Annotated in this window: 10 protein-coding genes and 3 rRNA genes; all 13 read left to right on the top strand. The window is 64.6% G+C overall.

Annotated features, from left to right (window positions below):
- Positions 1–441 (top strand): 16S ribosomal RNA (locus ACNPNP_RS11475); the annotation flags it as partial.
- Between the two features lie 414 nt (positions 442–855).
- A 23S ribosomal RNA gene (locus ACNPNP_RS11470) occupies positions 856–3,962 on the top strand.
- A gap of 112 nt (positions 3,963–4,074) precedes the next feature.
- Positions 4,075–4,191, top strand: a 5S ribosomal RNA gene (gene rrf / locus ACNPNP_RS11465).
- A gap of 267 nt (positions 4,192–4,458) precedes the next feature.
- A complete protein-coding gene (locus tag ACNPNP_RS11460) occupies positions 4,459–4,971 on the top strand; it encodes a hypothetical protein (protein WP_448966135.1) in 513 nt (170 codons plus the stop codon).
- A 47-nt stretch (positions 4,972–5,018) separates the two neighbouring features.
- Positions 5,019–5,606, top strand: coding sequence for a hypothetical protein (locus ACNPNP_RS11455; RefSeq protein ID WP_448966134.1), 588 nt, complete (start codon positions 5,019–5,021; stop codon positions 5,604–5,606).
- On the top strand, positions 5,607–6,638 hold the full coding sequence (locus ACNPNP_RS11450) for an HAD-IIA family hydrolase (RefSeq protein ID WP_448966133.1): 1,032 nt from the start codon (positions 5,607–5,609) through the stop codon (positions 6,636–6,638).
- Between the two features lie 56 nt (positions 6,639–6,694).
- Entirely contained in the window at positions 6,695–6,889 is a 195-nt protein-coding gene (locus ACNPNP_RS11445) for a hypothetical protein (protein ID WP_448966132.1), read from the top strand.
- Complete coding sequence (locus ACNPNP_RS11440; RefSeq protein WP_448966131.1) at positions 6,886–7,683, top strand: TlyA family RNA methyltransferase; 798 nt, start codon at positions 6,886–6,888, stop codon at positions 7,681–7,683. Before ACNPNP_RS11445 ends, ACNPNP_RS11440 begins: the two co-directional genes overlap by 4 nt.
- Complete coding sequence (locus ACNPNP_RS11435) at positions 7,680–8,603, top strand: NAD kinase (RefSeq protein WP_448966130.1); 924 nt, start codon at positions 7,680–7,682, stop codon at positions 8,601–8,603. The genes ACNPNP_RS11440 and ACNPNP_RS11435 overlap by 4 nt, the downstream gene beginning before the upstream one ends.
- A complete protein-coding gene (gene recN / locus ACNPNP_RS11430) occupies positions 8,600–10,282 on the top strand; it encodes a DNA repair protein RecN (protein WP_448966129.1) in 1,683 nt (560 codons plus the stop codon). Before ACNPNP_RS11435 ends, recN begins: the two co-directional genes overlap by 4 nt.
- Positions 10,283–10,308: 26 nt before the next feature.
- Complete coding sequence (locus ACNPNP_RS11425) at positions 10,309–12,006, top strand: CTP synthase (RefSeq protein WP_448966128.1); 1,698 nt, start codon at positions 10,309–10,311, stop codon at positions 12,004–12,006.
- Positions 11,999–12,583: an NUDIX domain-containing protein gene (locus ACNPNP_RS11420; RefSeq protein WP_448966127.1), complete on the top strand. Its 585-nt coding sequence runs from the start codon at positions 11,999–12,001 to the stop codon at positions 12,581–12,583. The genes ACNPNP_RS11425 and ACNPNP_RS11420 overlap by 8 nt, the downstream gene beginning before the upstream one ends.
- 1 nt (position 12,584) lies before the next feature.
- Entirely contained in the window at positions 12,585–13,487 is a 903-nt protein-coding gene (gene xerD, locus ACNPNP_RS11415; protein ID WP_448966126.1) for a site-specific tyrosine recombinase XerD, read from the top strand.
- Positions 13,488–13,586 lie beyond the last annotated feature (99 nt).

Here is a 13,586-nt window from a genome sequence, read left to right as displayed (position 1 = left end):
GCGCAACCCTCGTTCTATGTTGCCAGCACGTAATGGTGGGAACTCATGGGATACTGCCGGGGTCAACTCGGAGGAAGGTGGGGATGACGTCAAATCATCATGCCCCTTATGTCTTGGGCTTCACGCATGCTACAATGGCCGGTACAATGGGCTGCAATACCGTGAGGTGGAGCGAATCCCAAAAAGCCGGTCCCAGTTCGGATTGAGGTCTGCAACTCGACCTCATGAAGTCGGAGTCGCTAGTAATCGCAGATCAGCAACGCTGCGGTGAATACGTTCCCGGGTCTTGTACACACCGCCCGTCAAGTCATGAAAGTCGGTAACACCTGAAGCCGGTGGCCTAACCCCTCGGGGAGGGAGCTGTCGAAGGTGGGATCGGTAATTAGGACTAAGTCGTAACAAGGTAGCCGTACCGGAAGGTGCGGCTGGATCACCTCCTTTCTAAGGAGCAACTGCACATCTTCGGGTGTGACAGAGCCCAGATCAGAACATACGTTTCTGCTGGGAGCTCATGGGTGGAACATTTGACATGGCATTCGGATCGAGAGTGATTCTTAGTACGTGGCTTCGGCTACTGGAACGGGGTCCTTGAGGGAAGGGTGTCTGCACGCTGTTGGGTCCTGAGGGACCGGAACCGATCGTTTGGTCGGGACTGTACCTCTGGACCTTTTCCTGTTTCCGGTTTTGGCTGGTTGTGGGGAGGGGTACCGCCCGTACTTTGAGAACTACACAGTGGACGCGAGCATCTTGCAGCTGATCTTCGGATCGGTTGCACAAGATGATCTTAAAGATCATTAGTCAATTTCAGACACACACCTTCGGGTGTGGGTCGAGTTTTGATTCAATCTCATGTGATTTCAAGTCTTTAAGAGCAAACGGTGGATGCCTTGGCATCTGGAGCCGAAGAAGGACGTAGCAATCTGCGATAAGCCTCGGGGAACTGATAAGCAAGTTTTGATCCGAGGGTGTCCGAATGGGGAAACCCCGCTGGGCGGCGTGCCGACCTAGTGACTCCCGCCTGAATATATAGGGCGGGTAGAGGGAACGTGGGGAAGTGAAACATCTCAGTACCCACAGGAAGAGAAAGCAACCGCGATTCCGTTAGTAGTGGCGAGCGAAACCGGATCAGGCTAAACCGAGTGTGTGTGATATCCGGCAGGAGTTGCATATTCGGGGTTGTGGGACTCACCTGTCATCTCTGCCGAGGTGGCGACGTTACAGAAGCGTATAGACGAACGGTCTTGAAAGGCCGGTCATAGAGGGTGCCAACCCCGTAGTCGAAATGCGTGTTCTGGCGTGGAGAGTATCCCAAGTAGCACGGGGCCCGAGAAATCCCGTGTGAATCTGTCAGGACCACCTGATAAGCCTAAATACTTCCAGATGACCGATAGCGGACAAGTACCGTGAGGGAAAGGTGAAAAGTACCCCGGGAGGGGAGTGAAATAGTACCTGAAACCGTTTGCTTACAAACCGTTGGAGCCTCCTTAGTAGGGGTGACAGCGTGCCTTTTGAAGAATGAGCCTGCGAGTTAGCGATATGTGGCGAGGTTAACCCGTGTGGGGTAGCCGTAGCGAAAGCGAGTCTGAATAGGGCGATTCAGTCGCATGTCCTAGACCCGAAGCGAAGTGATCTATCCATGGCCAGGTTGAAGCGTGTGTAAGAGCACGTGGAGGACCGAACCCACTTAGGTTGAAAACTGAGGGGATGAGCTGTGGATAGGGGTGAAAGGCCAATCAAACTTCGTGATAGCTGGTTCTCTCCGAAATGCATTTAGGTGCAGCGTTGCGTGTTTCTTGCCGGAGGTAGAGCTACTGGATGGCCGATGGGCCCTACAAGGTTACTGACGTCAGCCAAACTCCGAATGCCGGTAAGTGAGAGCGCAGCAGTGAGACTGTGGGGGATAAGCTTCATAGTCGAGAGGGAAACAACCCAGACCACCAACTAAGGTCCCTAAGCGCGTGCTAAGTGGGAAAGGATGTGGAGTTGCTGTGACAACCAGGAGGTTGGCTTAGAAGCAGCCACCCTTGAAAGAGTGCGTAATAGCTCACTGGTCAAGTGATTCCGCGCCGACAATGTAACGGGGCTCAAGCACGCCACCGAAGTTGTGGCATTGACATTATTGGTAGGCCTTCGTGGTCCAGCCGTGTTGATGGGTAGGAGAGCGTCGTGTGGCCAGCGAAGCGGCGGAGTGATCCAGCCGTGGAGGCTACACGAGTGAGAATGCAGGCATGAGTAGCGAAAGACGTGTGAGAAACACGTCCTCCGAAAGACCAAGGGTTCCAGGGTCAAGCTAATCTTCCCTGGGTAAGTCGGGACCTAAGGCGAGGCCGACAGGCGTAGTCGATGGACAACGGGTTGATATTCCCGTACCGGCGAAGAACCGCCCAAGCTAATCCAGTGGTGCTAAGTATCTGAATCCTCATGACCGGATCCCTTCGGGGTGATGGGGTGAGGCCTAGCGTACGACCCCATGCTGGTGCGGTTAGCGTATTAACAGGTGTGACGCAGGAAGGTAGTCCAAGCCAGGCGATGGTAGTCCTGGTGCAAGTGTGTAGGCCGAGTCGTAGGCAAATCCGCGACTCACATAGGCTGAGACATGATGCGGATAAAAAGTGGATGATCCTATGCTGCCAAGAAAAGCATCGACGCGAGGTTCTAGCCGCCCGTACCCCAAACCGACTCAGGTGGTCAGGTAGAGAATACCAAGGAGATCGAGAGAATCGTGGTTAAGGAACTCGGCAAAATGCCCCCGTAACTTCGGGAGAAGGGGGGCCATCCACTTATACGGACTTGCTCCGAAAAGGGTGTGGTGGCCGCAGAGACTAGTGGGTAGCGACTGTTTACTAAAAACACAGGTCCGTGCCAAGTCGCAAGACGATGTATACGGACTGACGCCTGCCCGGTGCTGGAAGGTTAAGAGGACCGGTTAGCCGCAAGGCGAAGCTGAGAATTTAAGCCCCAGTAAACGGCGGTGGTAACTATAACCATCCTAAGGTAGCGAAATTCCTTGTCGGGTAAGTTCCGACCTGCACGAATGGCGTAACGACTTCCCAACTGTCTCAACCGCGAACTCGGCGAAATTGCATTACGAGTAAAGATGCTCGTTACGCGCAGCAGGACGGAAAGACCCCGTGACCTTTACTACAGCTTTGTATTGGTGTTCGGTGTGGCTTGTGTAGGATAGGTGGGAGACTGTGAAGCCATGACGCCAGTTATGGTGGAGTCATTGTTGAAATACCACTCTGGTCACTCTGGATATCTAACTTCGAACCGTGATCCGGTTCAGGGACAGTGCATGGTGGGTAGTTTAACTGGGGCGGTTGCCTCCCAAAAAGTAACGGAGGCGCCCAAAGGTTCCCTCAACCTGGTTGGTAATCAGGTGGCGAGTGTAAGTGCACAAGGGAGCTTGACTGTGAGACTGACAGGTCGAGCAGGGACGAAAGTCGGGACTAGTGATCCGGCAGTGGCTTGTGGAAGCGCTGTCGCTCAACGGATAAAAGGTACCTCGGGGATAACAGGCTGATCTTGCCCAAGAGTCCATATCGACGGCATGGTTTGGCACCTCGATGTCGGCTCGTCGCATCCTGGGGCTGGAGTAGGTCCCAAGGGTTGGGCTGTTCGCCCATTAAAGCGGTACGCGAGCTGGGTTTAGAACGTCGTGAGACAGTTCGGTCCCTATCCGCTGCGCGCGTAGGAAGTTTGAGAGGATCTGACCCTAGTACGAGAGGACCGGGTTGGACGAACCTCTGGTGTGTCAGTTGTTCCGCCAGGAGCACCGCTGATTAGCTACGTTCGGGATGGATAACCGCTGAAAGCATCTAAGCGGGAAGCCGGCCTCAAGATGAGACTTCCATACCTTCGGGTGAGAGGCTCCCAGCCAGACTACTGGGTTGATAGGCCAGATGTGGAAGCGCAGCAATGCGTGCAGCTGACTGGTACTAATAAGCCGATGACTTGATAACACACCGATTTTGTTGGTGCTACGCGTCCACTGAGTGGTTCTCGATGTACGGTCGAGAACCCTAACAAGCACGTTCACGCGTGTCTTTTAGGTTTTTGAAACATCAATAGTGTTTCGGCGGCCATAGCGTGAGGGAAACGCCCGGTCACATTCCGAACCCGGAAGCTAAGCCTCACAGCGCCGATGGTACTGCAGGGGGGACCCTGTGGGAGAGTAGGACACCGCCGAACTTCTTCTAAACAAAATGGCCACCCAACGCAGGGTGGCCATTTTGCGTTAACCAGGAAGTTGAGAGAATCAGATCATGCCGAACGAGGACGAGCGTCGACCGCGACGCGACGACGACTCCAGCGCCCGACGAAACGATCGTCAGGGCCGTCCTCCGCGCACTGATCGCTCGGCTTCCTCCGGCGGTGCCGGCGCACCGCGTCGAGACGGTGCACCCCGTCGGGACGGCTCGGGTGCCCCTCGCCGTGAAGGCGGATACCAGAAGCGCGATGGTGGAGCCCCCCGTCGTGACGGTGGAGCCCCCCGTCGTGAGGGCGGCTACCAAGGCCGCGACGGTGCTCCGCGCCGTGACGGTGCGGGTGCTCCGCGTCGTGATGGCGCCGGTGGCCCCCGCCGTGAAGGCGGATACGTCAAGCGTGACGGTGCTGCCCCTCGTCGTGATGGCGCAGGTGCTCCCCGTCGCGATGGAGCGCCGCCGCGCCGTGATGGAGCAGCTCCCCGTCGTGAGGGCGGTTACGTCAGGCGTGACGGTGCTGCCCCTCGTCGCGACGGCGACCGCCGTGAAGGCGGCTACCAGAAGCGCGAAGGCGGTTACCAGGGTCGCGACAGTGCACCTCGTCGGGATGACCGCAGCTCCGGCGGACGTGGATTCCCGCAGCGTGGTGGCACCGGTCGCGACCGACCGGATCGCCAGAGCGATGACCGTCCGCGCCACGATGATCCCGCGATCCCTGAGGACGTCACGCCCGCCGATCTGCACTCGTCGGCGCGCAACGAGCTGAAGACACTGAGCAAGGAGAACGCCGACGAGGTCGCGCGACATCTCGCGATGGCCGCCAAGCTCATCGACGAAGATCCGGCCCTCGCTCATCAGCACGCCCTCGCGGCATCCCGCCGGGCCGGTCGCATCGCGATCGTCAGGGAGTCGCTCGGCATCACTGCCTACGCGACCGGCGACTTCGCCCTCGCGCTGCGCGAGTTGCGAACATACCGGCGCATCTCCGGCAAGGACGACCAGATCGCGCTCATGGTGGATAGCGAACGTGGGATCGGCCGACCGGATCGAGCCCTCGAGACCGGTCGCGCTGCAGATCGTGCGAAGCTTCCCACTCCCGTGCGCGTCGCTCTCGCCATCGCCATGTCCGGTGCGCGCCTGGATCTCGGAGACACAGAACTCGCCCTCGGCGAGCTGCAGATCCCCGAACTCGATCCCGACCGCGCCTTCGAGTGGAGCCCCGCTCTGTTCGCCGCGCACGCTGCGGTGCTGGAAGACCTCGGCCGCGACGAAGAAGCGGCGTTCTGGGCGGAACGGGCCGACGTCGCCGCCGACGCACTCGGTATGGGCGATGCCGACGAGGATGAGATCTTCGTGGAAGACGGACTGGTCGAGGGCGAGCTGCCGGAAGAGGAGTCCTGAGTGGGACTGTTCTCCCGATCGCGCCGGAGCCCGCTCGACGGCGTCGACGTCGTCCTCGCTGACCTCGACGGCGTCGTCTACGCCGGACCCGGCGCGCTGCCGCACGCCGTCGACAGCCTCAACCGGGTCGCCGAGACCCGTCGTGTGGGCTACATCACCAACAACGCCTCTCGCACGGACGCCTCCGTCGCCGAGCACCTCACATCGCTCGGCCTGACCGTCGAGGCGAACGAGGTCGTCACCAGTCCCCAAGCGGCCATGCGGCTGCTCGCGTCCATGGTCCCGGCACCCGCCACACTGCTCATCGTGGGGGGCGAAGGGCTCGTCGTCGAGGCGGAGAAGGCCGGCTACACGGTCACCCGCAGCGCAGAGGACGCTCCGGACGCCGTCGTGCAGGGCTTCTCGCCCGAGGTCGCCTGGACCGACCTCGCCGAGGCCGCCTTCGCGCTGAAGGTGCCGGAGGAAGAGGGTGGCATCCCGTGGATCGCCACCAACAGCGACTGGACCATCCCGCGCGAGCGCGGCGTCGCGCCGGGTAACGGCACTCTCGTCTCGGCAGTGCACACCGCAGTGGGACGTCTGGCCACCGTGGCCGGCAAGCCCGAGGTGCCGATCTTCGAAGAGGCCATCGCACGGTTCGGCGGCTCCAAGACGCTGTTCATCGGTGACCGTCTGGACACCGACATCATGGGCGCAGTGCGTGCCGGCATCGATTCGGTACTGGTGCTCACGGGAATCGATCGGCCCAAGCACGTGCTGGCGGCACCCGAGGGATCCAGGCCGACGTACATCCTCGGTGACCTCCGCGAGTTGCATGAGGCGTACCCGCAGACCGAGCGCAAGGACGGAGCCGTCACCGTGAACGGTGCATCCGTGCGAGTGGTCGGCGGAGACGTCGAGATCCTCTCCGAGGGCGCGCGGCAGATCGATCTCGTCCGCGCCGGCGCCACGGCGATCTGGGAATCCGGCACGCCCATCTTCGTGCTCCGCGTCCCTGAGAAGCTCTACGAGGACCCGTTCCACCGTCCGTGAGTGCTTCCCCGCCGTGCCTCACCAGGTGCGTCGGAGCCGCGCCGTAGAGTGGAGTCGTGAGCGATGAGACGACTGCGACGCCGACCGACGGTCTGTGGAGCCGACTGCGCCTGATCGAGGGGCAGCCGCTGGCCGACCGTGCCGATGCGTACTCGACCCTGCACGATGAGCTCTTCCGCCGCCTCGAGAGCGGCACCAAGCTCGACACCCGCGACAAGTCCGCCGACAGGGCGCCGTCGGGAGACCGGTGACGCGCCTCGACGCCGCTCTCGCAGCCAGAGGACTCGCGCGCTCGCGTTCGCACGCGGCCACGCTGATCGCGGCGGGTGTCGTCAGTGTCGACGGGCGCCCTGTGATCAAGGCGTCGACCTCGGTGAACGACGACGCCGACATCACCCTCGCCGAGAGCGACCACTACGTCAGCAGGGGAGCGCAGAAGCTCCTCGCGGCTCTGGACGCGTTCCAGGTGCCGATCGACGGGCGCCTCGCGCTCGACATGGGCGCGTCGACCGGTGGCTTCACCCAGGTGCTTCGTGAGCGCGGAGCCCGCAAGGTGCTCGCCGTCGACGTCGGACACGATCAGCTCGCTGCATCCATCGCGGCAGATCCTGCGGTGGTCGGCGTCGAGGGGTTCAACGTGCGGCACATGACCCGCGAGAGCCTCGGCGAGGCCACCGGCGAGAAGGATGCACCGGACGTGATCGTGGGCGACCTCTCGTTCATCTCGCTCGAACTCGTCCTCCCCGCAGTCGCCGCTGTCGCGGCATCCGACGCCGACATCGTCCTGCTCGTCAAACCGCAGTTCGAGGTCGGACGCACCGCCGTCCGCGGGGGACTGGTCACCGATCCGCCCACACGAGCGGATGCCGTCGCCCGCGTGGTCTGGAACGGATGGGACGCCGGATTCGGCATGCTCGGGATCGTGGCGTCACCGATCCTCGGCACGCACGGCAACGCGGAATTCCTGGTCCACATGGCGCCCGGTCGTGGGAGCAATCCGACACAATGGAGACAGCAGATCGACGAACTGGCTGGAGGACGATGAACGAGCGCAACATCCTGGTCGTCGCCCACGCCGGCCGGGACGACACCGTCGCCGCCGCCCGTCGCGTCATCGATCTTCTGCGCAATGCCGGCGCGCGGCCGGTGCTCTCTCCCGACGACCGCGCTGAGCTGTCCGCCGTCGACGGGGACTTCAGCGACGTCGACGCCCTGGGCGATGATGTCGCGGTCGACGACCTCGAGCTCGCCATCGTGCTCGGCGGCGATGGCACGATCCTTCGCGCGGCCGAACTCGTGCGCGGCACGAACAGCGCACCAGTGCTCGGCATCAACATGGGGCACGTCGGCTTCCTCGCCGAGATCGAGCGCGATGCGATGGACGACGCAGTGCAGCGCGTCATCGAGCGAGACTATGCGGTCGAGGAGCGCCTGGCTCTCGCCGTGCGCGTCAAGGACGCCGAGGGGAACGTCGTCTTCGAGACGTGGGCCCTGAACGAGGCGACCGTCGAGAAGGCCAGCCGAGAGCGCATGATCGAGGTCGTCGTCGAGATCGACGGCCGCCCGCTGTCGAGCTTCGGCTGCGACGGCATGGTCATCTCCACACCCACCGGTTCCACCGCCTACAACTTCTCCGCGGGCGGGCCGGTGATCTGGCCCAGCGTCGAGGCGATCGCGGTGATCCCGCTGTCGGCGCACGCGCTGTTCGCACGGCCATTGGTCGTCAGCCCTGATGCGTCGGTGGCGATCGAGATGCTCGAGCGCACCTCCGGGACCGGCATCCTGTGGTGCGACGGGCGTCGTTCGCATGACCTCCCACCCGGGGCGCGTGTGGTCGCGCGACGCTCATCGCGTCCCGTGCGTCTCGCCCGGCTGCACCCGACCGCCTTCACCGAGAGACTGGTGCGCAAGTTCCAGCTGCCTGTGGCCGGCTGGCGCGGACAGGACGGAGGGGTGCCGCTGTGATCGAGGAGATGCGGATGCAGGGACTCGGTGTCATCGCTGACGCCGTGCTGCCGCTCGGTCCCGGCTTCACGGCGATAACGGGCGAGACCGGAGCGGGCAAGACCATGGTCGTCACCGGCCTGGGGTTGCTGCTCGGTCAGCGCGCGGACTCCGGTGCTGTGCGCGCCGGCGCTGCGCAGGCCTCTGTCGCAGGCGTCTGGATCGTGCCGGAGTCGGGTGCGGTGGCCGAGATCGTCTCGGATGCCGGCGGCGACCTCGAGCCGCTCGACGACGGCCGCGGCGAGCTGTACGTGTCGCGCACGCTGAGCGCAGAGGGGCGCAGTCGTGCCAGCGTCGGCGGACGCGCGGCACCCGCCGGAGTACTGTCCGCCCTCGCAGACGAACTCGTCGTCGTGCACGGACAGTCCGAACAGCTGCGACTTCGCTCGACAGCGGCCCAGCGCGACGCCCTGGACCGTTTCGGCGGGGCGCCGATCGCCGACGCTCTGCAGGCGTACAGCGCGGCGTTCACCCGCTGGCGCGAGCTGGATGCCGAGATCGCCGAGATCGCCGAGAATCGCGATCTTCGGGCCGACGAGGCGCAGCGGCTGCGTGAAGCGCTCGCGCTGATCGAGGCGACCGCCCCCGAGCCGGGGGAGGACGTCGCACTCGCGGAGCGGTCGGAGCGGCTCTCCAACGCCGAAGACCTCCGGCTCGCGGCATCCCTCGCGCACAACGCGCTCTCCAGCGAAGAGGGCGACGCGGACGCGTCGGCACTCATCGCCGACGCGCGGCGCAACCTCGAGCGGGCGACGGATCCCGCGCTCATCGCGATCTCCGAAGGGATCGCCGACGTCGGCTACCGCATCGCGGACCTCGCGGGGCAGCTCTCCGCATACCTCGCCGACCTCGACGAGACAGGACCCCATGAGCTCGCCGCTGTCGAGGAGCGGCGAGCGGCGCTGACCGCACTGATCCGTTCGCACGGATCGCTCGATGAAGCGCTCGAACTGTGGCAGACGGGATCCGCGAGGCTCGCAGAGCTCGACGATGACGATGATCGTCTGGAGCGGCTGCAGGCCGAGCGCGACGCCGCACGGAAGGCGCTCGACGACGCCGCCGCTGCGCTCACCGCCGCACGCACCGAGGCCGCAGCGCGCCTCGGCGCGGCAGTGACCGACGAACTGCATGCGCTGGCCATGCCGGACGCCCGCCTCGAAGTCGCGGTCCGCGAGGGCGCCGAGAGCACGCACGGACGTGACGACGTCGCGATCCTGCTGGCACCGCACCCCGGGGCCGAACCCCGCTCCGTCGCGAAGAGCGCGTCGGGCGGAGAGCTCTCCCGCGTGATGCTCGCGATCGAGGTCGTCATCGCCGGTACCGACCCGGTTCCGACGTTCGTCTTCGACGAGGTGGATGCCGGAATAGGCGGCGCCGCGGCCATCGAAGTGGGGCGGCGACTCGCCCGGCTTGCAGAGACATCCCAAGTCATCGCGGTCACGCACCTGGCCCAGGTCGCAGCTTTCGCCTCCAACCACCTTTCCGTCGTGAAGGCCAATGACGGCGCGGTCACCGCGTCCAGCGTGCGGCGTCTGGAGGGGGAGGACCGGGAAGCGGAGATGGCGCGGCTGCTGTCGGGACTCACCGATTCGGATGCCGCGATCACCCATGCCCGAGAACTTCTCAGCCTTGCGGTCTGAGCGAACTGTTAGGATCGAAGCCCGTGATGAACTCTTCTGACGCGGGGCCCAAGAACGACACGACCAAGCACATCTTCGTGACCGGTGGTGTCGTTTCGTCTTTGGGCAAGGGGCTCACAGCCGCCAGCCTGGGAAACCTGCTCACCGCACGCGGATTGCGCGTCGTCATGCAGAAGCTCGACCCGTATCTGAACGTCGATCCCGGCACCATGAACCCGTTCCAGCACGGTGAGGTGTTCGTCACCGACGACGGCGCGGAGACCGACCTCGACATCGGTCACTACGAGCGCTTCCTCGACATCAACCTGTCGCAGGCCGCCAACGTGACGACCGGCCAGATCTACTCGCAGGTGATCGCGCGCGAGCGCCGCGGCGAGTACCTCGGAGACACCGTGCAGGTCATCCCGCACATCACAGACGAGATCAAGCGCCGCATGCGTCTGCAGGCGACCGAGGAGCCGCGTCCCGACGTCATCATCACCGAGGTCGGCGGCACGGTCGGCGACATCGAGTCGCAGCCGTTCCTCGAATCGGCACGCCAGCTGCGCCATGAGCTCGGCCGCGACAGCGTGTTCTTCGTGCACGTCTCGCTCGTTCCCTTCATGGGGGCCTCCGGCGAGCAGAAGACCAAGCCGACGCAGCACTCCGTCGCGGCCCTCCGCCAGGTCGGCATCCAGCCCGACGCGCTGGTGCTGCGCAGCGATCGTCCTGTGAGCGAGAGCAACCGCAACAAGATCGCGCTGATGTGCGACGTCGACGTCGAAGGCGTCATCAACACCGTCGACCTGCCCAGCATCTACGACATCCCGTCGACGCTGAACGACCAGGGCCTCGACTCCTACATCGTGCGCAGGCTCGGACTCGACACCAAGGCCGCACCGGAGGTCGACTGGTCGCGCTGGCAGAAGGTCCTGCAGGCCGTGCACAACCCGAAGCACGAGGTCACGATCGGCCTGGTCGGCAAGTACATCGACCTGCCGGACGCCTACCTCTCGGTCACCGAGGCGCTGCGCGCCGGCGGGTTCGCCCATGAGGCGCACGTCAGCATCCGCTGGATCCCGTCCGACTCCTGCGAGACGCCGGAGGGTGCGGCCAAGGCGCTGTCCGACGTCGACGGCATCTGCGTGCCAGGTGGGTTCGGCATCCGCGGCATCGAGGGCAAGCTCGGCGCGTTGAAGTTCGCCCGCGAGCAGGGCATCCCGACGCTCGGCCTCTGCCTCGGACTGCAGTGCATGGTCATCGAGTACGGCCGCAACGTCGCAGGCATCGCCGGTGCCTCCTCGAGCGAGTTCGACCCCGAGACCTCGGAGCCCGTCATCGCGACGATGGCCGAGCAGGTCGAGATCCTCGACGGCGGCGACCTCGGCGGCACCATGCGCCTCGGGCTCTACGAGGCGGAGCTGGGCGAAGGAACGCTCGCGCGCGAGCTGTACGGCACCGCGCAGGCATCCGAGCGTCACCGCCACCGCTACGAGGTCAACAACACGTACCGCGACCGCCTGTCCGATGCGGGGCTCGTGTTCTCCGGCCTGAACCCCGCCCTCGCCCTCGTGGAGTACGTCGAGCTTCCCCGCGACGTTCACCCGTACTACATCGCCACGCAGGCGCACCCGGAGCTGCGCTCTCGTCCGACCGCACCGCACCCGCTGTTCCGCGGGCTGATCGGCGCCGCGATCGAGCGTCACCGTTCCAGCGAGCTCTTCGACGTTTCGGCCGATGACTGAGAACCAGGGCGGCACGTCCGCGCTGCGCGATGAGCCCTTCGAGCCCGAGGTCGTGAGCAGCGACGTCGTCTACAAGGGCTGGGTCTGGGACGTGCGCTCCGATCATGTCGCGTACGGCGACGGCGAGATCATCCGCGAGTACGTGGATCACACCGGCGCCGTCGCCGTGCTCGCTCTCGACGGCGCGGGCAGGGTGCTGCTGATCCAGCAGTACCGGCATCCGATCCGTCACCGCGATTGGGAGCTTCCCGCCGGACTGCTCGACATCGAGGGCGAGGATCCTCTCGTCGCCGCGCAGCGCGAACTGGCGGAGGAAGCCGATCTCGCCGCGCGCGACTGGGAGCTGCTGGTGTCCACCTGGACGACCCCTGGCGGCAACAACGAACTGATCCGCATCTATCTCGCGACCGGGATCGAAGACGCGTCCGCCGTCTACGCCCGCGAGGACGAGGAAGCCGACATCCGCGTCGAGTGGGTTCCGCTCTCCGATGCGGTCGATGCCGTGCTCGAGGGGAGACTGCGCAACGGCATCCTCTCGCTCGGCGTGCTCGCAGCCGAGCGGAGATTGCGCGACTGACGTGCGGCTGGATCGTGCGATCGACGCGTACCTCAGGCACGTCACGATCGAGCGCGGTCTCTCGGAGCACACGGTCGGGGCGTACCGTCGGGATCTCGACGTCTACCTCGGATGGCTGACCGAGGCGGGCATCGACGACACGACCGCCGTGACGGGCGCGATCATCAGCCGTTTCATCTCCGACCGCTCGAGCATGGTGCCTCCGCCGGCGGCGACGAGCCTGGCCCGCCTGCAGTCGTCGGTGCGCGGTCTGCATCGCTATCTGGTGCGTGAGGGGATCGAGACGGAGGATCCGACCGGCAGACTCCGGCCGCCCAAGATGCCGCAACGGCTGCCGAAGGCGCTGACGATCGATCAAGTCGAGCGGCTGCTGGCCGCACCGTCCGCCGAGGAGCCCATCGGCATCCGAGACCGCGCACTCCTCGAGCTGCTCTACGCGACCGGCGCACGCGTGTCGGAGGCTGTGGGCCTCGACGTCGACGACCTCGCGCACGGCGATGTGCTGCGCCTGCGCGGCAAGGGCTCGAAGGAGCGCATCGTGCCGATCGGCTCGTTCGCGCGGGATGCCGTCGACGCGTACCTCACCCGTGTGAGGCCGGCCCTCGCCGCCAAGGGCAAGGCATCCGCCCGGCTCTTCCTCGGGGCGCGCGGTGCTCCGCTGTCGCGTCAGAGCGCCTGGCTGGTGATCCGTGCGGCCGCCGACGCCGCGCACGTCACGTCAGAGGTCTCACCGCACACGCTGCGCCACTCGTTCGCGACGCACCTGCTCCAGGGCGGTGCGGACGTGCGCGTGGTGCAGGAACTGCTCGGTCACGCGTCGGTCGCGACCACGCAGATCTACACGCACGTGTCGGTCGACACGCTGCGCGACATCTACGCGACCTCGCACCCGCGCGCGCGCTGAGGGCGCGATTACGCGGGATCGCCGGGGCCGCACCGGGCGTACTCATGCGTAAATCGCTACAATCGACCAAGCACGACGGAAGCAGGAGAATCGGTGGCT

This window comes from Microbacterium xerophyticum (genome assembly GCF_053543555.1).
This window is presented reverse-complemented; position numbering and strand designations above follow the sequence as displayed.